20 protein-coding genes are annotated in these 22118 nt (G+C 60.9%); 3 read left to right on the top strand and 17 right to left on the bottom strand.

The window, feature by feature from the left end; translation table 11 throughout:
* Positions 1-2 precede the first annotated feature (2 nt).
* The 7 genes from FQ668_RS27115 to FQ668_RS27145 all read right to left on the bottom strand — a co-directional run bounded on the left by FQ668_RS27115 (position 3) and on the right by FQ668_RS27145 (position 8690).
* Positions 3-794, bottom strand: a complete 792-nt coding sequence (locus FQ668_RS27115) for an ABC transporter ATP-binding protein (protein WP_014589269.1) — start codon at positions 792-794, stop codon at positions 3-5.
* The gene (locus tag FQ668_RS27120; RefSeq protein WP_019436586.1) at positions 791-1924 is read right to left on the bottom strand and encodes an ABC transporter permease; all 1134 of its coding nucleotides are present in this window, start codon (positions 1922-1924) and stop codon (positions 791-793) included. The genes FQ668_RS27115 and FQ668_RS27120 overlap by 4 nt, the downstream gene beginning before the upstream one ends.
* A gap of 131 nt (positions 1925-2055) precedes the next feature.
* Positions 2056-3081 (bottom strand): DUF5924 family protein, encoded by a 1026-nt coding sequence (locus tag FQ668_RS27125; RefSeq protein WP_019436587.1) that lies wholly within the window; start codon positions 3079-3081, stop codon positions 2056-2058.
* Positions 3082-3174: 93 nt separating this feature from the next.
* Positions 3175-4581, bottom strand: coding sequence for a pitrilysin family protein (locus FQ668_RS27130; RefSeq protein ID WP_014589272.1), 1407 nt, complete (start codon positions 4579-4581; stop codon positions 3175-3177).
* A gap of 30 nt (positions 4582-4611) precedes the next feature.
* On the bottom strand, positions 4612-6270 hold the full coding sequence (locus tag FQ668_RS27135) for a Na/Pi cotransporter family protein (protein WP_019436588.1): 1659 nt from the start codon (positions 6268-6270) through the stop codon (positions 4612-4614).
* Positions 6271-6542: 272 nt separating this feature from the next.
* Positions 6543-7313, bottom strand: a complete 771-nt coding sequence (locus tag FQ668_RS27140) for a TerC family protein (protein WP_014589274.1) — start codon at positions 7311-7313, stop codon at positions 6543-6545.
* A 69-nt stretch (positions 7314-7382) separates the two neighbouring features.
* Complete coding sequence (locus FQ668_RS27145; RefSeq protein WP_010951541.1) at positions 7383-8690, bottom strand: CitMHS family transporter; 1308 nt, start codon at positions 8688-8690, stop codon at positions 7383-7385.
* Positions 8691-8957: 267 nt separating this feature from the next.
* On the opposite strand from FQ668_RS27145, the gene FQ668_RS27150 reads away from it, so the two are divergent.
* Complete coding sequence (locus FQ668_RS27150; RefSeq protein WP_019436589.1) at positions 8958-9359, top strand: GFA family protein; 402 nt, start codon at positions 8958-8960, stop codon at positions 9357-9359.
* Between the two features lie 38 nt (positions 9360-9397).
* On the opposite strand, the gene FQ668_RS27155 is transcribed toward FQ668_RS27150, so the two are convergent.
* From FQ668_RS27155 to FQ668_RS27200, 10 genes are all read right to left on the bottom strand, one after another.
* Positions 9398-11353, bottom strand: a complete 1956-nt coding sequence (locus FQ668_RS27155) for a DUF4105 domain-containing protein (protein ID WP_014589276.1) — start codon at positions 11351-11353, stop codon at positions 9398-9400.
* Complete coding sequence (locus FQ668_RS27160; RefSeq protein ID WP_003252932.1) at positions 11350-11670, bottom strand: DUF2388 domain-containing protein; 321 nt, start codon at positions 11668-11670, stop codon at positions 11350-11352. The genes FQ668_RS27155 and FQ668_RS27160 overlap by 4 nt, the downstream gene beginning before the upstream one ends.
* 36 nt (positions 11671-11706) lie before the next feature.
* On the bottom strand, positions 11707-12000 hold the full coding sequence (locus FQ668_RS27165; protein WP_014589277.1) for a DUF2388 domain-containing protein: 294 nt from the start codon (positions 11998-12000) through the stop codon (positions 11707-11709).
* An 87-nt stretch (positions 12001-12087) separates the two neighbouring features.
* Positions 12088-12405, bottom strand: a complete 318-nt coding sequence (locus FQ668_RS27170; RefSeq protein ID WP_014589278.1) for a DUF2388 domain-containing protein — start codon at positions 12403-12405, stop codon at positions 12088-12090.
* Between the two features lie 308 nt (positions 12406-12713).
* Positions 12714-12929, bottom strand: a complete 216-nt coding sequence (locus tag FQ668_RS27175; RefSeq protein ID WP_003252924.1) for a DUF1127 domain-containing protein — start codon at positions 12927-12929, stop codon at positions 12714-12716.
* Positions 12930-13302: 373 nt separating this feature from the next.
* Positions 13303-14796: an acetyl-CoA hydrolase/transferase family protein gene (locus FQ668_RS27180; RefSeq protein ID WP_003252922.1), complete on the bottom strand. Its 1494-nt coding sequence runs from the start codon at positions 14794-14796 to the stop codon at positions 13303-13305.
* A 186-nt stretch (positions 14797-14982) separates the two neighbouring features.
* Entirely contained in the window at positions 14983-16419 is a 1437-nt protein-coding gene (locus FQ668_RS27185; RefSeq protein WP_003252919.1) for an NAD(P)(+) transhydrogenase (Re/Si-specific) subunit beta, read from the bottom strand.
* A gap of 2 nt (positions 16420-16421) precedes the next feature.
* Positions 16422-16736: an NAD(P) transhydrogenase subunit alpha gene (locus FQ668_RS27190; protein WP_003252914.1), complete on the bottom strand. Its 315-nt coding sequence runs from the start codon at positions 16734-16736 to the stop codon at positions 16422-16424.
* Positions 16737-16747: 11 nt separating this feature from the next.
* Positions 16748-17869, bottom strand: coding sequence for a Re/Si-specific NAD(P)(+) transhydrogenase subunit alpha (locus tag FQ668_RS27195; protein ID WP_014589279.1), 1122 nt, complete (start codon positions 17867-17869; stop codon positions 16748-16750).
* 419 nt (positions 17870-18288) lie between these two features.
* Positions 18289-19206, bottom strand: a complete 918-nt coding sequence (locus FQ668_RS27200; RefSeq protein WP_019436590.1) for a LysR family transcriptional regulator — start codon at positions 19204-19206, stop codon at positions 18289-18291.
* Between the two features lie 160 nt (positions 19207-19366).
* Between FQ668_RS27200 and FQ668_RS27205 the strand changes: the two genes are divergently transcribed.
* Positions 19367-20548: an acyl-CoA dehydrogenase gene (locus tag FQ668_RS27205; protein WP_014589281.1), complete on the top strand. Its 1182-nt coding sequence runs from the start codon at positions 19367-19369 to the stop codon at positions 20546-20548.
* Positions 20549-20561: 13 nt separating this feature from the next.
* Positions 20562-21782 carry a CaiB/BaiF CoA-transferase family protein gene (locus FQ668_RS27210; RefSeq protein ID WP_019436591.1) on the top strand — a complete coding sequence of 407 codons (1221 nt, stop codon included), beginning with the start codon at positions 20562-20564 and terminating at the stop codon, positions 21780-21782.
* Positions 21783-22118 lie beyond the last annotated feature (336 nt).

Below are 22118 nucleotides of genomic sequence, written 5' to 3' on the forward strand. Positions count from 1 at the left end.
GCTCAGCGCTCCTGTCCGGCACGGGTGGCAGCCTGTTCGGCTGCGCGCCCGCGTGGGCCGTGAAAGTATTCTTGGATCCAGGTGTCGTTGGTCTTCTCGACCTCGGCCAGCGGGCCGGCCACCAGGACCTTCTTTTGCGACAGCACCGCGATGCGGTCGGTGATGGTGTACAGGGTGTCGAGGTCGTGGGTGATCAGGAACACCGACAGGCCCAGCGCATCGCGCAGGGTAAGGATCAACTGGTCAAATGCCGCGGCACCGATCGGGTCCAGGCCAGCCGTGGGTTCGTCGAGGAACAGGATGTCCGGGTCCAGGGCCAAGGCGCGGGCCAGCGCTGCGCGCTTGATCATGCCCCCCGACAACGAGGCCGGGTACTTGTCGGCAGCCGAGATCGGCAACCCGGCAAGGGCCAGTTTCACCCCGGCCAGGTGCTCGGCATCGCTACGGGACAGCCCGGCGTGCTCGATCAGCGGCAACGCCACGTTTTCGGTCACCGTCAGCGAAGAGAACAGCGCACCCTTCTGGAACAGCACGCCAAAGCGCCGCTCGACCAGTGAACGCTGTTCATCGCGCAGGCCGGTCAGGTCCTGGCCGAGCACCTTGATCTGCCCTTCATTGGGCCGGCGCAGGCCAATGATGCTGCGCAGAAGCACCGATTTGCCGCTGCCTGAACCGCCTACCACGGCGAGGATTTCGCCGCGGTACAGGTCAAGGTCAAGGTTTTCATGCACCACCTGGCGGCCGAAGCGGTTGCAGATGCCGCGGGCTTCGATTACGCAATCCTGGCCACTCACCAGCCCATCTCCATGAAGAACAGCGCTGCCACCGCGTCCAGCACGATGACCACAAAAATCGACTGCACCACTGCCGAGGTGGTGTGTGCCCCCACCGACTCTGCGCTGCCGCTGACCTTGAAGCCTTCCAGGCAGCCAATGGCGGCGATCAGGAAGGCGAAGAACGGTGCCTTGGCCAGGCCTACCAGGAAGTGCTGCACGCCAATGTCGCTTTGCAGCAGCGACAGGAACATGGCCGGCGAAATATCCAGCGTCAGGGCGCATACCACCGCCCCGCCAACGATGCCGCAGATCATGGCGACAAAGGTGAGCAACGGTAGCGAAATCAGCAGGGCCAGTACCCGCGGCACCACCAGCAGCTCCATGGGGTTGAGGCCCAGAGTGCGGATGGCGTCAATTTCTTCGTTGGCCTTCATCGAGCCGATCTGCGCGGTGAACGCGCTGGCAGTACGGCCGGCCATGAGAATGGCTGTCAGCAGCACGGCGAACTCGCGCAGGAACGAGAACGCAACCAGGTCGACGGTGAAAATGGTCGCGCCGAAGTCGGCCAGCACCGTGGCGCCGAGAAATGCGACTACGGCGCCCACCAGAAAGGTCAGCAACGCAACGATGGGCGCGGCGTCCAGCCCGGTCTGCTCAATATGTGCCACCACAGGAGTGAAGCGCCAGCGATGTGGCTGGAAGGCGCGGCGCAGCAAGGTTTCCAGAATCACACCGACGAAACCAAGCAGTTGCATGCTGTCCTGCCACAGCGTGCCGACGGCGCGGCCGATACGCTCCAGCAGCAGCAACAGCACATTGCGCTCGGGCTCCTTGACCGGGATGCAGTAATCCTGGACCGAACAGTAGACGTTTTTCAGCAGCGCCTGGCTGGCTTCAGGCAGCGCGTGGGTGCAGCGCGACAGGCGCTCGGAGCCTAGCAGTTCGGCCAGCAGCGAAGCGCCGGCAGTGTCCAGGCGGCCCAGCTGGCTGAGGTCGGCGACGGTGTCGGCAGGGCACTGCGAGCGCAGGTGCTCGCTCTCGCGCTTGAGGTTGGCGTAGTGTGCCAGGGTCCAGTCACCGGTAATACGCAGGCAGGCCGGTTGGCTGCTGGCGTCCAGGGTGGCGCTGGGGGTGGTCATAGGCTCCATGCAATTGACTCGGCGCTAAGGCTTAGGGGCTGATCATAGCGCAGGGGGCATGGGCTGTTTGGTGATTATGTGCTGTGTGTACGCTTGGCAACAGTGACCTGGAGCCGCCTTGTGCTGCGCAAGGCAGGGGGTCAACTACCCGCGGGTGCATCATTGACCACCTTGAAGCGCAGCACGCCGATCACTTGCCCATCCTCGGTCAGCACCCTCACCTGCCACTTGCCTACCGGGTTGGGCGGGAAGTTCTGCTTGTGGGTCCAGGCACGATAGCCTTCCTTGCGCCCGCCGTGGATGTCCAGGGCAATGCGGTCGACCTCTTGGCCGTCCTTTTGCCACACGTGGTAGATCCGCTCGTTCAGGCCGCGTGGCGCGTTGATGGCGGTGTAGGCATACAGGCCACTGCTGCGGATGCGGCTGGCGGCAATTTCGTCCAGCGAGTCGCCCGGTTGGCGGTTCATTACTTCGGTACTCACCGCCACCTCGGTCATCCACAGGGTTGCCGGCGGTACCCAGGAGCGCAGCAGCCAGCCGCCGGCACCGACCGAGAGGGTAACCAGCACCAGTGCCACGGCGCGGCGCCAGTTGTTGATCGGGAAGCTGCTGGCCAGGCTGGGGAACGACAGGGCCATGGCCGCGATCAGGGCCAGCTTGAAGCTTTGTGCGGTGGTCAGATGCAGGATGATCGGTAGCGCGGTCAGCAGGGCGGCGAACAACGTCAGGGTATGCAGCGCCAGGAACAGCCAGCGCCGCGGTGCCAGCCACTTGTAGTACAGCGGGTCGATGATCGAAACCAGGCCGGCGGCGCCGAGCAAGCCGGTGAAGACCAGCTGACCGCTGTTCCAGGTGGTGGTGATGAAAAAGAACGGCAGCACGAAGAACAGCGTTTCCTGGTGGATCATCTGCGTTGCATAGCGCAGCAGCGGCTGAGGGATCTCGCGGTTGAAAGTGCGCGCGAACAGCCCGGTGAGGGTGTTCTCCAGCATCAGCCAGACCCAGCTGACCAGCATGAGCACGGCGACCCAGCTGGCCAGGCCAGCCTGGCGGTCGACCAGGATGAAACTGCCGATACCGGAGAGGAAACCGCCGAGCGCAATGATGCCTGGGTAGCGCTTGAGGAGTTCGATGACGCGCTGGACGATATGGGGGATTTGAGGCATTGGGGGCTACGACAGAAAAGTGAGGTGGCTATGCCAGCCTCTTCGCGGGCAAGCCTGCGAAAGGGTCGGTACTGGCAAAAGGATACCGCCTATTTACTGCTGCCGTGTAGCACCACTGGGCCGTTCAGGCCCATGCCGCCGCCAGCGCAACAGCCCCGCTGCCAGGCACAGCCCCACAAGCAAGGCCATCAGCCCGTAAAGCTCGTCATAGCCTAGCAACGGCTTTTCGATGCGCACATAGCCATCTTCCTTGAGCAGATCCTTCAGTGCCTCGTTGGCCTGTTCCAGGCTGACCTGGCGCAGCTTGCGCACCGGGCTGGCAAAGCGCCCGTCGGTATAGTCGTTCAGCGCCCCCCAGTAGTAGTCGGCCAAGGCGCTGTTGCCTTGGGTGCTCCAGCTTTCCTTGGCGATGCTGGCTTCCTTGATGCGGGCGAAGGTGTCTGGGTCCAGGCCTTCCTTGCGCAGGTGGTCGAACAGGGCCTGCATCACCTTGACAGCCTTGTCGATGTCATCGCGCTCGAGGTCCGCATTGAGGCTGAGCAGGCCGGTGTCGCCAAAGCTTTCGCGCTGCACGGAGGGGCCGTAGGACAGCCCGTTGCGCAGGCGCAGCTGGTCGTACAGCGCCCAGTCCAGGTAGTGCGACAGCAGGTCGAGGGTGGCTTGGTGGTCGTTGTCCAGCACCGGCTCGATGAACAGCCAGTGCAATTTGACGCCATCACCCAGCCAGCCGCGGGTCAGGTTGCGACGCTGCTGGGCCTGTCGGGTGATGCTTTCAAGGTTGCGGCGCTCTTCTGGTTCAGTGGCGGGCAATTCGCCAAACGACCGCTCCAGATAGGCCGGAAGCAGGCGGTCGAGGCCACCGACCATGATCAGGGTCATGTTGTTGGCGGCGTACCAGCGGTCACGCAACGCCTGAACTTGCGCCAAGGTCATGTCGTCGAGGTTGGAGCGCTCCGGGCATTTCAGCCCCAGCTCGGTGGCCAACTGGTCGTTGGCCGGGTGGCCGATATCCTGGCGGTCGAGCCAGCGCTGCAGGTGGCCATAGTGGCCGCCATCCTCACGCTCTATGATGCGCTTGGCGGTGGCCAAGGCCTTGGCGTCGATGGTGGTATCGCGGATGACTGCCAACAGCAGGTCGAGGACCTTGCGCTGGTTGCGCGCCGGGGCCTCGATTACAAAGGTGGTGTCGGCACTGCTGGTATAGGCGTTCCACTCGCCGCCGAGCGCTTGCAGGCGCTCTTCCAGCCCGCCTTCGCCTGTTTCGTCGATGCCACTGAACAACAGGTGCTCAAGCAGGTGTGGCAGCTCTTTCTGCTCGCAGTCGAAATCATCCAGGCCCACGCCGACCACTAGACGAATCGCCACATGGTCCCGTTCGTAGCCGTTTTTCAGGATGACCTGCAGACCATTAGGCAACAGGTAGCCTTCAACCCGCGAGCGGTCGAGGGCGAACGAGGGCAGGCTGCAGATCAGCAGGCAAACGAACATCAGGCAACGCATGGGCGAGCGAGGGTCCTCAGCTAGGAGAAATCACGGCTGGCGGGCTTCATCGGGCACACTGTCGAGCATCAGCCCTCCGGTGTCCGAGCCGCCCAGTACCACATAGGCACTGCTACAGAACAAAGAGTTCAACCGCTTCATGTCGGCGATCAGCTCCAAGTGTAGCGAACTGGTCTCGATACTTTGCACGACCTTGCGCTGCAGGCGGCTGACATGGGCGTGTGCGAGGCGCCGTTCCTGGGCACGGAACCGGCGTTTTTCCCGCAGTAGCAAGCGGGCGCTTTCCGGGTCGGCACTGAGGAACACCGACAGGCCCAGGCGCAGATTGGCCAGTAATTGCTCCTGCAGGCCGGTCAGTTCTTCCAGGCCTACCTGGGAAAATTCCCGACGCTGGCTGGTTTTCTGCTGCTGAACCTTGCGCAGCATGCGTTCGATCAAGTCACAGGCGAGTTTGAGGTTTATTGCCAGCTCGATGATTTCAGCCCAGCGGCGGTTGTCCTGTTCACTGAGGTCTTCCCGTGACATCTGCGCCAAGTACAGCTTGATTGCGCTGTACAGGGCTTCGGCGTCTTCGCCCAAGGCGCGAACTTGCTGTGGCAAGGCGGTCTGGGTGCCACGCAGGGCTCCAAGCATCGATTCGAGCAGGCTGTCGACGATGTCCCCCAGGCGCAAAGTCTCGCGGGCGGCGTTGGCCAGCGCCAGGCTGGGCGTTTCCAGGGCCGAGGCGTCAAGGTGGCGCGGGCGCACCTGACCATTGCCGGTTTCCCGTTCAGGCAGCAGGACGTTGCACAGCCGACCCATCGGTTTGACCGTGGGCAGCATGATCAGACAGCGCAGTGTGTTGTAGAGCAGGTGAAAACCGATGACCAGCTCCTGAGGGCTGAAACTCAGCGAGTCCATCCATTCCACCAGCGGGTGCAGCACAGGGATGATCAGCACCAGGCCGATCAGCTTGTACAGCAGGCTGCCCAAGGCCACCCGACGCCCGGCGGCGTTCTGCATGCTGGTACTGATGAAGGCCAGCAGCCCGCTGCCGATGTTGGCGCCGACCACCAGCCCGATGGCTACCGGCAAGCTGATCAGTTCGGCGCCGGCCAGTGTCGCTGTGAGCAGAACGGCGGCCAGGCTGGAATAGGAAATCATGGCGAACATTGCACCGACCAGAGCGTCGAGCATGATGTCGCCGGTCAGTGAGGCAAACAGCACTTTCACGCCCTGGGCATGGGTGATCGGCGCAGCTGCCTGCACGATAAGCTCAAGTGCCAGGATGATCAGGCCAAGCCCGATGCCAACTCGGCCCAATTGGCCGGCCCGTGTCTGCTTGCGCGAAAGGAAGAAGATCACACCAAGGAAGATCAGCAGCGGCGACAGCCAGGACAGGTCGAAGGTCAGTACTCGGGCCATCAGTGCGGTACCCACGTCGGCACCCAGCATGATGGCCAAGGCCGGGGTCATGGCCATCAGGCCTTGGCCGACGAACGAGGTGACCAGCATGGCCGTGGCGTTGCTGCTTTGAACCATGGCCGTGACCAGAATACCGGCGATGAATGCCAGCGGGCGCTTGTCCATGTTCTGGCTGATGATGCGCCGCAGGTTCGAGCCGAATACCCGGAGGATGCCGGTACGCACAATGTGGGTGCCCCAGACCAGAAGCGTAACGGCCGAGAGCAGGTTGAGCAGGGTCAGCATGGCGAAGGCCCCCTGTTGCATAGGCCCAGCGGGCCAAGAAAAGAAACGTGAGCGTTTGAAGAATTTTCAGTGCTCACTCAAAGCTTTAGTTGTTTTGCGCAGCTGTCGCCAGCTTCGCATGGCAGTCATATATTTGAAATAGAACTCAAATGAATGATCGCCTGTATGGGTCTCTTCGCGGGTAAACCCGCTCCTACAGTGATCGAGTACAGAAAAACGGGCATGAAAAAGGGCCCCGCGAAGGGCCCTTGCTGTGCTGTACTTCCTTGGCCTTATTGACCCGGAATGTCCTTGCGCAGTTTCACCGGGTCATGATCCTTGCCATCTTTGCGGGCCATGGCGGTGCGCATGCGGATGTTGATGGCTTCCACCCCCAGCGAGAAGGCCATGGCGAAGTAGACATAGCCCTTCGGCACGTGCACATCGAACGCTTCGGCGATCAGTACTGTACCGACCACGATCAGGAACGACAGCGCGAGCATCTTCAGCGACGGGTGCTTGTCGATGAAATTGCTGATGGCGCCGGCGCACAGCATCATCACCAGCACAGCCACTACGATGGCGGCGACCATCACCGGTACGTGGGAAACCATACCCACTGCGGTGATCACCGAGTCCAGCGAGAACACGATGTCGATGATGGCGATCTGGATGATGGTGTAGAAGAACTTGCCACCTGCGCCTTTGGGCTCCTCTGCGTTCTCGTCCTCGCCTTCCAGGCCGTGGTAGATCTCTTGCGAGCTCTTCCATAGCAGGAACAGGCCACCGAAGAACAGGATCAGGTCACGCCCGGAGATGCCTTGGCCAAAGACCACGAACAGGTCGGCGGTAAGGCGCATCACCCAGGTAATCGACAGCAGCAGCATGATACGGGTGACCATGGCCAAGGCAAGGCCGAAGATCCGGGTGCGTGGCTGCATGTGCTTGGGCATGCGGCTGACCAGAATCGAGATCATGATGATGTTGTCGATACCGAGGACGATCTCAAGCGCGGTAAGGGTGAAAAAGGCAACCCAGATTTCCGGGCTGGTCAGCCATTCCATGTATTTTCCTTCGAGCGGTAATGGCAACGCGCCCCGGTCAGGGCGCGTCGCGTACGTGATACGGGTTTATTAAAGACTACTGAACAGCGGGAAAATCCCCATCAGCAGTGCGCCGAGCATTATGCACAGGCATACCAGCACTGCCCACTTGAGCGTGAAGCGCTGATGATCGCCGAACTCGATACCGGCCAGGGCCACCAGCAGGTAAGTGGAGGGTACCAGCGGGCTGAGCAGGTGTACCGGCTGCCCGACGATCGACGCACGGGCCATTTCTACCGGGGTGATGCCATAGTGGCTAGCGGCCTCGGCCAGGACCGGCAGCACGCCGTAGTAGAACGCATCGTTGGACATGAAGAACGTGAACGGCATGCTCACGATCGCGGTGATTACGGCCAAGTATGGACCCAGCGCCTCGGGGATGACCGCCAGCAGGCTCTTGGACATGGCGTCGACCATACCGGTGCCGGACAGGATGCCGGTAAAGATGCCGGCGGCGAAGATCAGCCCGGTCACGGCCAGTACGCTGCCGGCGTGGGCGGCGATGCGGTCCTTCTGCTGTTGCAGGCACGGATAGTTGACGATCATGGCGATACTGAAGGCAATCATGAACAGCACTGGCAGCGGCAGCAGGCCGGCGATCAGCGCGACCATCAGGGCGGCGGTCAGGGCACCGTTGAAGTACAGCAGTTTGGGCCGACGTGCGTCCGGGTACTGCGAAACGGTGATTTCGCTGTGGTCGATGTCGTCGGTAGGCAGATGCAGTTCGCCCAGGCGGGCACGCTCACGCTTGCCATACATGTAGGCAATGGCCAGGATCGCCAACACACCGAACAGCATGGCCGGGATCATCGGCACGAAGATGTCTGAGGGGTCTACGTGCAGGGCGCTGGCAGCACGAGCGGTCGGCCCACCCCACGGGGTCATGTTCATCACGCCGCCGGCGAGGATGATCAGGCCGGCCATGATCCGCGGGCTCATGCCCAGGCGGCTGTACATCGGCAGCATGGCGGCGCAGCAGATCATGTAGGTGGTGGCACCGTCACCGTCGAGCGAGACCACCAGGGCCAGTACAGCGGTGCCGACCGAGACTTTCAGCGGATCGCCCTTGACCAGCTTGAGGATCTTGCGAACGGCCGGGTCGAACAGGCCGGAATCGATCATCAGGGCGAAATAGAGGATGGCGAACATCAGCATCACGCCGGTAGGTGCGAGCTTGCTGATGCCCTCTAGCATCATGGGGCCGATCTTGGCGGAAAAACCACCGAACAGGGCGAACAGGATCGGTACCAGAATAAGCGCGATCAAGGCCGAAAGGCGCTTGGTCATGATCAGGTACATGAACGTGATGACCATGGCAAAGCCGAGGAAGGTCAGCATGGCAATACTCCAGGCGTGGCGCGGCGAAAGGACAGTCGATTCGGGCGTATCAGCGCGTAGGGCGCTGTGCGGGGAGCATGCGGAGGGGGACTACGAAAAGGCGGGCACAGGAATACATCAGAATCACCATTGTTGTTGTTGATTGGGCCGGGCGCGGTATTGACCGGGTGCCCTGGCTGACCGGTCTTGTGCCGGTAGTGGGCGCTATCCTAAAAGGGCAAGCTTTCAGCCAGCTTTCGCTGAAGCAAAGGTGACGAGAGGTAGGTGATGCAGGATGTAACCGAAGGTGGCTGCCATTGTGGAGCCCTGCGTTATCGGCTGGAGGGCAACCTGACGGACATTGCCCACTGTCATTGTTCGATCTGCAGGCGGGTCAGCGGTGGACTGGTGGTCACCTGGCTTACCCTGCCCCGTTCTGGGTTCCAGTGGTTAACGGGCGAGCCGAGCTGCTATGTGGCGCCTGCCAGTTGCAGCCGCTACTTCTGTGGGCAGTGTGGGGCGCATGTGGCGCTGGTGACCACTCATAGCCCCCAGACGATCGATGTGACGGTGGCGACGCTGGATCACCCTGAGCGGGTACGAGCCAACCGGCATATCTGGGTAGGCAGCCGGTTGCCCTGGTTGCATCTGGATGAGGATTTGCCCTCGGAAGATGAGGAGCGCCTGTAGGCGTGGGCTTGCCCGCGAAAGGGCCAGCCCTTCATACATCACAACTGCAGGCCACCAGCAGCCTTGTGCAACGCCCGCAAGTGCTCGCCGATCTGTTTCACGTTAGCCTCGACCGCTGCAATTTCCTTGGCCCGCGACGGCTCCAGCAGCGCCCTCACCTCTTTGTCCAGGCTGGTGCTCAAGCGCAACAGCTGTGCCTGGCGCTCTCTGCTCACCTGCTCCAGGTGCTTGCGCTCTTCTGGCTGCGGCAGCCCGTAGCCTTTGGAATCGAGCAACTCTGCCGGGCGGCTGAGAAAACCGCTGTTGGCAAGCATTTGCTTGAGCGTGGCATCGGCTTTGTTGATGCTGCCATCCTTCAATGCTGCGGCATTCAGGTAACGCTGCTTGACCTCGTCCTGGGCCAGCAGAAGCTGCCGGCGCAGGCTGGCCTGCTCAAGCAGAAGCAGTGCCGCGCTGGTGCGCAGGTCAGCCTTGGCGAACCAGCTACGGCGCTGCTCGGCATTGAGGGCCAGCCAGTCTTCAACCAGAGCTTGCTTGATTGGCAATTGCTTTCTCAGCACCTCGAACATGGCCTGGTACCGGTCGCGGTAAGAATCGAAGCGGTAGCCCAGGCGTAATGCTTCGCGCGGGTTATCAAGCACGCTGGTGTCTGCCAGCCCCCTGCCCTTGAGCACGGCCAGCAAACCGTTGGGCATGATGCTGTCCAGGTCGTTGAGGCGTGGATTGGCGGTGCCGCTGCGCAGCAGCTTCAACGACTCCACTGCACAGTTGTTGGACAGGAACCAGTAGTTGCCGTCATAGCTCCAGTGCATCTCGGCGGCCTGGCGCACCAGGTTCTCGATTTCGTCGCGGTTGAGCTTCAAGGGCACTGAGGCCAGGCTGCGCAGCTCGGTCTTGGTGTATTCGTCGATCACCTGGCCCAGCGGCAGCACGAATAGCCGCGACGGGTAGTTGCCGACCAGGCCGTCCCAGCTGGACAGTTGCACGTCGTTGACGAAGGCGCGGTACGACAGCACCAGGCTTTGATCGAGGTCCAGGCGGCAGTCTGGTCCGCGTGGGCGGCCCGGCTTGCAAATCACCAGGCGCAGCATGCTGTGTCCCCAGCGGCTGACCAGGTTCTGATTGGCTTCAGCCAGCAGATAGTCCACTTCGTAGACCCGCTCTGGGTCGATTTCACCTAGCGGCTGGCGGGCGAAGTCGCTGCCGGCATTGATGAATGGCAGGCCCTTGGCACAGGTGTCCTGTTGGGGTGCCCAGCCGAAGTGTTCGCGGAGGTACTGATACAGCGCCGGGCGACGGCAGCTGTAGCTCGGGTCGAGGAGGAAATACTCCATATTGACCGCAATGTATTCCTTGGGGCTGCTCAACTCATAGCTGTCGGGGCTGCGCACGAATTGGCCATTGTGCTGTTCGCGCTCGCCGCGTCGGCCCACGTACTGCTGCCACCCGGCCAGGTCGAGCAGGCGTGGGTCGTCGCTCAGGGTGAAGCGACGCTCGGCCTGCCCGCGGCATTCTTCCGGCAGGCCGACCTTGCCCAGCGTGCCTTGCTGGCGCTTACAGCGTGCAATCAGCGAATTTTCGGCGCTGGGCCACAGGCGGGCACGGTCGTAGAGATGGGTGAGCTCGTGCAGCACGGTGGCCAGCAGCTCTTCACGCACCGTGCCATGTGGGCGGTCGGTGCGCTCGGCGGCGGCGCTGCCATCGGCGAGGCTGGGCAGCAAGCGGCGGTTGAGCTCGAGGGTGGATATCAGGGAAGCCTGCCCATAGGCGTCGGCAGGCATGTTGTCGCTCCAGCTGACCCGCACGTGGCGGTCCAGCTGTTGCTTGAAGTGCGGTGGCAGCTTGCCCATGGCCTCGTCGAGCAGGGCCTGGGAGGCTTGTGTTTGTTGTGGGTCGAGGCCGGACGCCTGCAGCTCAAGCTGCAGGTCGGCCAAGGCGGGCGTGCCGAGCAGCGTCAAGGCGCAGCCGAGCAGCCAGGCACGCACGCGCTTCACAGTGCGAGTATGGCTTCAGCCAATACCTGGTCGCTGGCGCCGCGCGCTTCCGGTACTCGCTCGCGCAGGGTATTGAAGGCCGCCTCGAGTTGGACGCCGCGGATGTCACCGTTGCTGGCGACGAAGCTTGCAGCGTCGTCGTGGGCTTCGCGCACCACTTTGGAGTCGCGGATCGAGGTGGTGGTGTCTGAGGTGAAGTCGATCGAACGGCCAAAGGCACGCACGATGATGTTGCTGGTGGCCACCAGGGTCTGTGCCTGGGCCAGGTCGGCCAGCAGGAGCATGCCGAGGGAAGCGGCAATCAGCGGTTTGCGCATGGAGCATCTCCGAAAAATACAGGGAGTCAGATGTAGTTATTGGACGAGAATTGCCTGCGCCAGTTCCAGATCGCCGACGGCGTGCCGTGCGCAATTGTGGCGTAATGATTCCAGGGCGGCTTCCAGGCGTGCACCGCGGATCAGCCCGCCGCTGGCAACGAATGCGGCGGCATCGTCGCGGGCCTGTGTGACCAATTTGCGATCGAATGGTGCGGCTGTGACCTGGCTGGTGACATAGCCGGTGATGACCAGGCTTTGTGTGGTGGTATCCATGGCATGGGCGCTGGCCATGCCTGCGGCGGCGAACAGCAATGGCAACAGGTAACGCATAAGCTTTCTTGAAGGCTGGAAATGAACGGCGAAGCCTAACTCAGGTGCGAGGGCCGAAGCCAACGCACCTGTTGTGCATGGCGCGTATCAGAGTGCCAGGATGGCCTGGGCCAGCTGTGCATCGCTGGCTTGCAGGGCCGGCATGTTCGAACGGATGTGCACAAAGGCGCTTTCCAGTCGGGCGCCGCGGATAGCGCCCTGAGTGCCGACGAAGCTGGCTGCGTCATCGCGGGCTGCCTGGACAATCTTGTCGTCGCGGAAGGAAGAGCTCACGTCGGATGTGGCGTCGGTGGAGGCAGCAACGGCGCCCACTACCGCGTCGGTGGTGACAACGAAACTGGTGGCATTGGCAGTGCCAGCCAGGCCAAGCAGCAGGGCGGCGCCAAGCAGGTGTTTACGGTTCATGATGTGGACTCCTGGGTAGGTCAGGTTGGTTCTGCTGTATCGGACGTTTGCAGGGCTCGTCACGGTACGTTTTCATCAACGGGTTCTAGCAGACGGTTAGGCCAAGCGTACCACGCAGTGCTGCGTAGAGATGACAACGACTGCTGTGTCAGACAACTGTTAAGGCGAATTTTCGTATTTGTAAAACTGTACTGGTCGCGATCTGAAGCACGCGACTGCGCGTCTCTCGGGCAATAAAAAACCCGCTGCAGTCACCTGCAACGGGTTTGAGGAATTCACGGTGCCGGCGAAGCCGGCAAGCCGGGAGCTTAGCGCCAGAAAGGCTTGCTCAGCTCTTCGTAACGCTGCGACTCGCTGATACCGGCGTCTGCCAGCAGGCGGGAGTCCAGGCGAGCAAGTTGACGACGGCTGGTCATACGGCGCTGCCACAGCAGCAGGGTCGACAATGCGCGCAGTGGCAGCGAAGTGTTGGATTGCTGGGCGTTGCTTTCAAAAACCAGACCGGAACTGAGGGTACGTTCCATGATGCTTCATCCTTCCGCTTATGGCGGCATTAGGTAGTGATTTAACTGATGCCAATGATCCTCCTCTGTCGTCCATAACAGTAGATACAGTTCGGTGGAAAGACGATGGCTCAGTTAACTGTGTAACCCTACTGTTGCACTCGAAATAGGCGTAACTGTACTGGTCCGCACTTATTTGGTGCGTTTCGATTCGAAGAAGGGGATTTGTCAGTCGGGAAGGTCTGAAAACATCAGTACAGTAGTACAGTTTATGCTGCTGATAGAGGGGTGGCGTAGTGATAGAAAGGTTTGACTGCTATGCCCCATTCGCGGGTAAGCCCGCGAAGAGGCCGGAACAGCGGAAGCAGGGCCGCCGTTCCGTACCACATCTGGATCAGCTGGCCAGCATGCGCCCGGTTTCTTCCAGGTTTTCGTGCCAGCTCAGGGCTTCACGCAGGATGTGCGGGGTATGGCCGCCACGCTGGCAGGCGCGGTCGAAGTAGTCGTTCAGCGCAGCGCGGTAGTCTGGGTGCACACAGTTGTCGATAATCGCTCGCGCCCGTTCGCGCGGCGCCAGGCCACGCAGGTCCGCCAGGCCCTGCTCGGTGACCAGGATGTCCACGTCGTGCTCGGTGTGGTCGACATGGCTGACCATTGGCACCACGCTGGAAATCGCCCCGCCTTTGGCAATCGACTTGGTGACGAACACCGCCAGGTGGGCGTTACGGGCGAAGTCGCCGGAGCCACCGATGCCGTTCATCATCCTGGTGCCACAGACGTGGGTGGAGTTGACGTTGCCGTAGATATCGAACTCCAGTGCGGTGTTGATACCGATGATGCCCAGGCGACGTACCACTTCCGGGTGGTTGGAGATTTCCTGCGGGCGTAGCACCAGCTTGTCCTTGTAGCGCTCCAGGTTGCCGAACACATCGGCATTGCGGCGCGTCGACAGGGTGATCGAGCTGCCGGATGCGAAGCTAAGCTTGCCGGCGTCGATCAGGTCGAAGGTGGAGTCCTGCAGCACTTCGGAGTACATGGTCAGGTCTTCGAACGGCGATTCGATCAGGCCGCACATCACCGCATTGGCAATGCTGCCAATGCCGGCTTGCAGCGGGCCGAGCTTGTTGGTCATACGGCCTGCATCCACTTCCTTCTTGAGGAAGTTGATCAGGTGGTCGGCGATGCCCTGTGTTTCATCATCTGGTGGCAGCACAGTGGACGGCGAATCCGGCTGGTCGCTGATGACGATACCGACGATTTTGGCCGGATCGATCGGGATCGCGGTGCTGCCGATACGGTCGTCTACCTTGACCAGCGGGATTGGCGTGCGAGTCGGGCGGTAGGTTGGGATATAGATGTCGTGCAGGCCTTCGAGGTTGGTGTTGTGCGAGAGGTTGATCTCCACAATCACCTGCTTGGCGAAGATCGCGAAGCTGGCCGAGTTGCCCACCGAAGTGGTTGGCACGATGTGGCCTTGCTCGGTGATGGCCACGGCTTCGATGACCGCGATGTCCGGCAGCTTCAGCTGCTGGTTGCGCAGTTGCTCGACGGTTTCCGACAGGTGCTGGTCAATGAACATCACCTGGCCGTCATTGATGGCTTTGCGCAGGGTGCTGTCGACCTGGAACGGCATACGGCGGGCCAACACACCGGCCTCGGTCAGTTGTTTGTCCAGGTCATTGCCCAGGCTGGCGCCGGTCATCAGGCTGATTTTCAGTGGCGATTGCTTGGCACGTTCGGCCAGTGCATGCGGTACGGCCTTGGCTTCGCCGGCGCGGGTGAAGCCGCTCATGCCGACAGTCATGCCGTCCTCGATCAGACCAGCGGCATCAGCCGCACTCATTACCTTGCTGTGCAGGGAGGACAAGCGGATACGATCACGGTACATGGATTGTTATCTCGGGCTACTGAAACTACTGCAGCGCAGTCTAGAGATTTCGCCCATTGCCGTCCCACGACCATGGTCGTATGAGAAGCCTTGTATTTGAGCCGTTGATCCGGATCAATAAAAGAAAAGCCCCGGCAGATTCTGACCGGGGCTTCCTTTATATCAGCTGGTTTGCAGCGGCTGGTGTCACTCCACCGCCTTGACCATGTCCTCGATGACCTTCTTGGCGTCACCGAACACCATCATGGTCTTGTCCAGATAGAACAGTTCGTTGTCCAGGCCGGCATAGCCGCTGGCCATCGAGCGTTTGTTGACGATGATGGTCTTGGCTTTGAACGCTTCGAGGATCGGCATGCCGGCGATTGGCGACTTGGGATCGTTCTTCGCCGCCGGGTTGACCACGTCGTTGGCGCCCAGCACCAGCACCACGTCGGCCTGGCCGAACTCGGCGTTGATGTCTTCCATCTCGAATACCTGATCGTACGGCACTTCAGCCTCGGCCAGCAGTACGTTCATGTGCCCGGGCATGCGGCCCGCCACCGGGTGAATCGCATACTTCACGGTCACGCCGTTGTGGGTCAGCTTCTCGGTCAGCTCTTTCAGCGCGTGTTGTGCGCGGGCCACCGCCAGGCCGTAGCCCGGAACGATGATCACGCTGTCGGCGTTGCTGAGCAGGAAGGTGGCATCGTCAGCCGAACCGGACTTCACCGGACGCTGTTCTTGCGAACCTTGCGCCGCGCCAGTGTCGGTATCGCCACCGAAGCCGCCAAGGATGACGTTGAAGAACGAACGGTTCATCGCCTTGCACATGATGTACGAGAGGATGGCACCGGACGAACCTACCAGGGAACCGGCGATGATCAGCATCGAGTTGTTCAGCGAGAAGCCGATGCCGGCCGCTGCCCACCCCGAGTAGCTGTTGAGCATCGACACCACCACTGGCATGTCGGCGCCGCCGATCGGAATAATGATCAGCACACCCATGATGAAGGCCAGGACCAGCATCAGGGTGAAGGCACTGTAGTGGCCAGTGAAAGTGAACAGCAGGCCTAGGGCGATGGTGGTCAGGCCAAGGATCAGGTTCAGTTTGTGCTGGCCAGCGAACTGTACCGGTGCGCCCTGGAACAGGCGGAACTTGTACTTGCCCGACAGCTTGCCAAAGGCGATCACCGAACCGGAGAAGGTAATGGCACCGATGGCGGCCCCGAGGAACAGCTCCAGGCGGTTACCGGTGGGGATCGGGTCGCTGATGGCAGCCACAATACCCATCGACTGCGGCTCTAGTACGGCGGCGATGGCGATGAATACCGCGGCCAGGCCGATCATGCTGTGCATGAAGGCGACCAGTTCGGGCATCTTGGTCATTTCGACGCGTTTGGCCATGATCGAACCGGCGGTGCCGCCGACCAGCAGGCCGACGATGACATAGCCGATACCGGCAGTGGCAAGTTCAGCCCCGAGTTTATAAATGAGGCCAACCGTAGTGAGGATGGCGAGCCCCATGCCGATCATGCCGAACAGATTGCCGCGCCGCGAGGTGGTCGGGTGCGACAGGCCCTTGAGCGCCTGGATGAAGCACACCGAGGCGACGAGGTAGAGGAGCGTTACCAGATTCATGCTCATGCTTACTTCTTCGCCTCGTTCTTGGTTTTCTTCTTGAACATTTCAAGCATGCGGCGGGTGACCAGGAAGCCACCGAACACGTTGACTGCGGCAAGGGCCACGGCCAGGGTGCCCATCAGCTTGCCGGCCGGGGTCACGGTCAGGGCTGCGGCCAGCATGGCGCCGACGATGACGATTGCCGAAATGGCATTGGTGACCGCCATCAGTGGGGTGTGCAGCGCCGGGGTGACGTTCCACACCACGTGGTAGCCCACATAGATGGCCAGCACGAAAATGATCAGGTTATAGATGCCGTGGGAAATCAGCATGTCTTCCATTGTCGTGCTCCTTAGCCGTTTTTGCGGACGACCTGACCATCACGGCACATCAGGCAGGCCGCGACGATGTCGTCTTCGAGGTTGATGATCAGCGCGCCATCCTTGTCGAACAGCAGCTTCATGAAGTCCAGCAGGTTGCGTGCATACAGTGCCGAGGCATCGGCACTCACCTGGGCCGGCAGGTTGGTCGGGCCGACGATGGTCACGCCGTTCTCCTGCACCACCTGGTCTGCGACGGTCAGCGGGCAGTTGCCGCCTTGGGCTGCAGCCAGGTCGATGACCACCGAGCCAGGCTTCATCTGCGCCACGGTTTCGGCGCTTAGCAGGGTCGGCGCCTTGCGCCCGGGGATCAGCGCGGTGGTGATGACGATATCGGCCTGCTTGGCGCGCTCGTGCACGGCCTGCGCCTGGCGCTGCATCCAACTTGCCGGCATTGGTCGGGCATACCCGCCAACACCTTCGGCGCATTCTCGCTCCTCGTCGGTCTCGTATGGCACGTCGATGAATTTTGCACCCAGTGATTCGATCTGCTCTTTCACGGCCGGGCGAACGTCGGATGCTTCGATCACCGCACCCAGGCGCTTGGCTGTGGCGATGGCCTGCAAGCCGGCAACGCCGGCGCCCAGTACCAGCACGCGTGCGGCCTTAACGGTACCGGCAGCGGTCATCAGCATTGGCATGAAGCGTGGGTAGTGATGGGCTGCCAGCAACACGGCCTTGTAGCCGGCGATGTTGGCCTGCGACGACAGCACGTCCAGGCTCTGCGCCCGCGAGGTTCGTGGTGCGGCTTCCAGGGCGAAGGCGGTAATACCGCGTTCGGCCATCTTGCCGATCAGTTCACCGTTGAAGGGGTTGAGCATACCCACCAGAAGGCTGCCGCTGTTGATCAGGGCCAGTTCCTGGTCGTTGGGGGCGACCACTTTGAGTACCAATTGGGCGCCGTAGGCATCGGCGGCGCTCCCAAGGGAAGCACCCACGGCTTCATAGGCACTGTCCGGAATGGCGGCGTTGAGCCCTGCCCCCCGTTGAACGGTGACCTGATGGCCCTGGCCAATCAGTTTCTTGATGGTTTCGGGGGTCGCTGCGACCCTTGTCTCACCGGTCTGCGTCTCGAGAGGAACACCAATGTGCACGACTATTTCTCCTGCGGTGACCTTTTGTCTTTGTAGAAGCCAGCACACTTCGGATGGTGCGCTGGGGCGGCTGTGGAGCGCCAACCCGCCGGATCCCGGGCGGGGCGAAGCATTTTGCAGACGAACCCGAAGGCCTTCAACCGGTTCTGGAGCGAAACGAAGTCAAAACTACAAGTCACCCTGTGACCGCTTGTCGCAGCTATAGGGTTGCAGCCCGTCAAACATGCGCCATTGGCAGATTAGGAGAAAAAATCAAAAAAAAAGCGGCCAATTCGCTTACGACTAGTTGGATGTCGCAAAATAACCCGCAAAGCCGCGTACTGAGCACGGTTAAAGGGTGTTTTTGTGCTTGCGTTACAGTTTGCAAATATGCGACATATACATACATCTGTAGGTGTTTAAAATAATTGACTACAGGGTCAATTTGTCGCGTTTGTCCCTGAGCTATTTATGTAGGCCTGAGCCTGACCTACCAGCCAGTCGCGAAAGGCGCGTAGCGACGCCGACTCCACCTTGCGCTCTGGAATCATCAGATAGTAGGCCTTGTCGCTACTCAGGGCATGCCTGTTAGCGACCACCAGCCTTCCCTCCTCCAACTCCCGCTGGATCAAGAACGGCGGTATCAGGGCAATGCCCATATCGTGCATGGCCGCCTGGGCGAGCATCGAGAATAGTTCATAGCGCGGGCCTGTCATGTCGCGCTCCACATTCATCCCAACACTTCCGAACCATTGCCGCCAGGCATACGGGCGTGTGCTCTGCTGCAGCAGTGGTAGCTGCGCGATGTGTCGTGCCTCGAGCATGCCTTGGTCGTTCAGCAGCGCCGGGCTGCACACAGGTACCGGGTTTTCACCTATCAGTTGGTGCGACTGGGTGCCTGACCAGTCCGCATCACCAAAATAGATGGCGGCATCGAAGGTAGTGTCGGCAAACAGGAATGGCCGGGTGCGGTTGGTGAGATTGACTGTGACCTCCGGATGGCACTGCTGGAAGTCCTTGAGCCGTGGAAGCAGCCATTGAGTGCCAAACGTCGGAACTACCGCCAGCTCGATCACATTGGCGCCTTGCTGGCGCATTACCGACAAGGTATCGCGTTCCACGGCGTCCAGTTGGGCCGCCACCTGGCGACTGTAGGACAGGCCGGCTTCGGTCAGCCTTACGCCGCGGCGCGACCGACGGAACAGTTCCACATTAAGGAAGGCTTCCAAGCCACCGATCTGCCGACAGACGGCACCCTGGGTCAGCGCGAGTTCCTGGGCGGCCTTGGTAAAGCTCTCGTTACGGGCTGCCGCCTCGAAGCAAATCAGGGCGGCGGTACTGGGGATCTTACGGCGCATGTACGTCAACCTCACTTGTAAGGCTGTCAATTAGGCGTTTTGCCGATTTACGGAGTGACAAAATATCACTAATCGGTGCGCAATCCTCGTTTGTCCCCGTGGCCGATCAGGCCTAGGCTCAAAGGCACAAGAAACTGCCCCCTATTTCGAGGATTCGCTCATGGCCGGTAAAGCAAGCTTCAACTGGATCGACCCGCTGCTGCTGGATCAGCAGCTCACTGAAGAAGAGCGCATGGTGCGTGACAGCGCTTATCAGTTCGCCCAGGACAAGCTGGCGCCGCGTGTGCTCGAGGCCTTCCGCCACGAGCAGACCGACCCCGCGATCTTCCGCGAGATGGGTGAAGTCGGCCTGTTGGGTGCAACCATCCCCGAGCAATACGGTGGCAGCGGCCTGAACTATGTGTGCTACGGCCTTATTGCTCGCGAGGTGGAACGTATCGACTCGGGTTACCGCTCGATGATGAGTGTGCAGTCGTCGTTGGTGATGGTGCCGATCAACGAATTTGGCACCGAAGCTCAAAAGCAGAAGTACCTGCCCAAGCTGGCCAGTGGCGAGTGGATCGGTTGCTTCGGTTTGACCGAGCCTAACCATGGCTCCGACCCTGGCTCGATGATTACCCGGGCGAGAAAGGTCGACGGGGGCTACCGGCTGACCGGCAGCAAGATGTGGATCACCAACAGTCCCATCGCCGATGTGTTCGTGGTGTGGGCCAAGGATGATGCAGGCGATATCCGTGGCTTCGTACTGGAAAAAGGCTGGCAAGGCCTCAGTGCCCCGGCAATTCATGGCAAGGTTGGCCTGCGCGCCTCGATCACTGGCGAAATCGTCATGGATAATGTGTTCGTGCCAGAAGAGAACATCTTCCCGGACGTGCGGGGGCTCAAGGGCCCGTTTACCTGCCTGAATTCGGCTCGCTATGGTATTTCGTGGGGTGCGATGGGTGCCGCTGAAGCCTGCTGGCACACCGCCCGCCAATACACCCTGGATCGTCAGCAGTTTGGTCGACCACTGGCCGCCAACCAGTTGATACAGAAGAAGCTGGCCGACATGCAGACCGAAATCACCCTGGCGCTGCAGGGCTGCCTGCGTCTGGGGCGCATGAAGGATGAAGGGACGGCTGCGGTGGAAATCACCTCCATCATGAAGCGCAATTCCTGCGGCAAGGCGCTGGATATCGCCCGTATGGCGCGTGACATGCTGGGCGGCAACGGAATCTCCGACGAGTTTGGTGTGGCCCGCCATCTGGTTAACCTGGAGGTGGTCAACACCTATGAAGGTACCCACGACGTGCATGCACTTATCCTGGGGCGTGCGCAGACTGGTATCCAGGCGTTCTATTAATAAGGAGCAAGCCATGGGCGCGCTATCACATCTGCGGGTGCTAGACCTTTCGCGCGTGTTGGCCGGCCCGTGGTCTGGTCAGATTCTGGCTGACCTTGGCGCCGACGTGATCAAGGTCGAGCGCCCAGGCAGTGGCGACGATACCCGCTCATGGGGGCCGCCTTTCCTCAAGGATGTCGAAGGTGAGGACACCAGTGAGGCGGCTTACTACCTGTCGGCCAACCGCAACAAGCGCTCAGTGACCATCGACTTTACCCAGCCGGAGGGGCAACGGCTGGTGCGGGAACTGGCGGCGAAGTGCGACATCGTCATAGAGAACTTCAAGGTGGGTGGGCTGGCTGCCTATGGCCTGGACTACCAGAGCCTCAAGGCGGTAAACCCGCAGCTCATCTATTGCTCCATTACCGGCTTCGGTCAGACCGGGCCCTATGCCAGGCGCGCTGGTTATGACTTCATGATCCAGGGGTTGGGTGGGCTGATGAGCCTGACCGGTCGTCCGGAGGGTGAAGAAGGCGCAGGGCCGGTCAAGGTGGGTGTGGCGCTTACCGATATTCTGACCGGGTTGTACTCCACGGTCGCCATGCTGGCTGCCCTCGCCCACCGGGATCAGACAGGTGTCGGCCAGCATGTCGACATGGCATTGCTCGATGTGCAGGTGGCCTGTCTGGCGAACCAGGCGATGAACTACCTGACCACGGGCACCCCTCCCCGTCGGCTGGGTAATGCGCATCCTAATATAGTCCCTTACCAGGACTTTCCGACGGCAGATGGCGATTTCATTCTTACCGTCGGTAATGACAGCCAGTTCCGTAAATTCGCTGAGGTGGCCGGGCAGCCGCAATGGGCGGAGGACCCTCGGTTCGCTACCAACAAGCTGCGGGTGGCCAACCGGGCTGAGCTGATACCATTGATTCGCCAGGCTACGGTGTTCAAGACCACGGCTGAGTGGGTGGCCCAGTTGGAGGCTGCAGGAGTGCCATGTGGGCCTATCAATAACCTGGCGCAGATGTTCCAGGATCCCCAGGTGCTGGCGCGCGGGTTGGCGTTGAATATTCCGCATCCATTGGCGGGTAGTGTGCCGCAAGTTGCGAGCCCGATACGGTTGTCGGAAACGCCAGTGGAGTATCGTCGGGCGCCACCCTTGTTAGGCGAGCATACCGAAGCGGTGCTGGGGGAGGTGTTGGGGCTGGATGTCGGCGAGGTGCAGCGCCTTCGTGGTGCTGGTGTGCTCTAGATGAATAGCGGGGAGGCCGTCAGGCCTCCCCGCTTTGTTTTTTCTGCGCTATCAACGGTTATTGAAATTAAAGGTTGACGCCCTCTCGAATCCCCTTATAATGCGCCCCACTTCCAGCGACATCGGAACGAAAAACTCCTTGAGATTCAATGAGTTAAGTAGTGAAAGGAAAGCTGGAGGGGCTACGGTCGAATGATCGAAAGCGGTTGAGATGATGGTTGACAGCGCTTCCAAGTGCTGTATGATTCGCCTCCCGCTGCGAGAGATCGCAGCGAGCCAAGTGTTTGAAGCTAAACGAGTTTCTCGCAAAAAACTTCAAAATAAACGCTTGACAGG

The sequence above is a fragment of the Pseudomonas sp. Kh14 genome, from assembly GCF_900291005.1.
Lineage (GTDB): Bacteria > Pseudomonadota > Gammaproteobacteria > Pseudomonadales > Pseudomonadaceae > Aquipseudomonas > Aquipseudomonas alloputida.

Coding starts and splice junctions, on each gene's coding strand:
- FQ668_RS27205 (WP_014589281.1), top strand. CDS start 19,367: ATGGCCGGTAAAGCAAGCTTCAACTGGATCGACCCGCTGCTGCTGGAT.
- FQ668_RS27150 (WP_019436589.1), top strand. CDS start 8,958: ATGCAGGATGTAACCGAAGGTGGCTGCCATTGTGGAGCCCTGCGTTAT.
- FQ668_RS27180 (WP_003252922.1), bottom strand. CDS start 14,796: ATGTACCGTGATCGTATCCGCTTGTCCTCCCTGCACAGCAAGGTAATG.
- FQ668_RS27145 (WP_010951541.1), bottom strand. CDS start 8,690: ATGCTGACCTTCCTCGGCTTTGCCATGGTCATCACGTTCATGTACCTG.
- FQ668_RS27190 (WP_003252914.1), bottom strand. CDS start 16,736: ATGGAAGACATGCTGATTTCCCACGGCATCTATAACCTGATCATTTTC.
- FQ668_RS27125 (WP_019436587.1), bottom strand. CDS start 3,081: ATGCCTCAAATCCCCCATATCGTCCAGCGCGTCATCGAACTCCTCAAG.
- FQ668_RS27130 (WP_014589272.1), bottom strand. CDS start 4,581: ATGCGTTGCCTGATGTTCGTTTGCCTGCTGATCTGCAGCCTGCCCTCG.
- FQ668_RS27185 (WP_003252919.1), bottom strand. CDS start 16,419: ATGAGCATGAATCTGGTAACGCTCCTCTACCTCGTCGCCTCGGTGTGC.
- FQ668_RS27120 (WP_019436586.1), bottom strand. CDS start 1,924: ATGGAGCCTATGACCACCCCCAGCGCCACCCTGGACGCCAGCAGCCAA.
- FQ668_RS27165 (WP_014589277.1), bottom strand. CDS start 12,000: ATGCGTTACCTGTTGCCATTGCTGTTCGCCGCCGCAGGCATGGCCAGC.
- FQ668_RS27160 (WP_003252932.1), bottom strand. CDS start 11,670: ATGCGCAAACCGCTGATTGCCGCTTCCCTCGGCATGCTCCTGCTGGCC.
- FQ668_RS27140 (WP_014589274.1), bottom strand. CDS start 7,313: ATGGAATGGCTGACCAGCCCGGAAATCTGGGTTGCCTTTTTCACCCTT.
- FQ668_RS27175 (WP_003252924.1), bottom strand. CDS start 12,929: ATGGAACGTACCCTCAGTTCCGGTCTGGTTTTTGAAAGCAACGCCCAG.
- FQ668_RS27170 (WP_014589278.1), bottom strand. CDS start 12,405: ATGAACCGTAAACACCTGCTTGGCGCCGCCCTGCTGCTTGGCCTGGCT.
- FQ668_RS27200 (WP_019436590.1), bottom strand. CDS start 19,206: ATGCGCCGTAAGATCCCCAGTACCGCCGCCCTGATTTGCTTCGAGGCG.
- FQ668_RS27210 (WP_019436591.1), top strand. CDS start 20,562: ATGGGCGCGCTATCACATCTGCGGGTGCTAGACCTTTCGCGCGTGTTG.
- FQ668_RS27135 (WP_019436588.1), bottom strand. CDS start 6,270: ATGCTGACCCTGCTCAACCTGCTCTCGGCCGTTACGCTTCTGGTCTGG.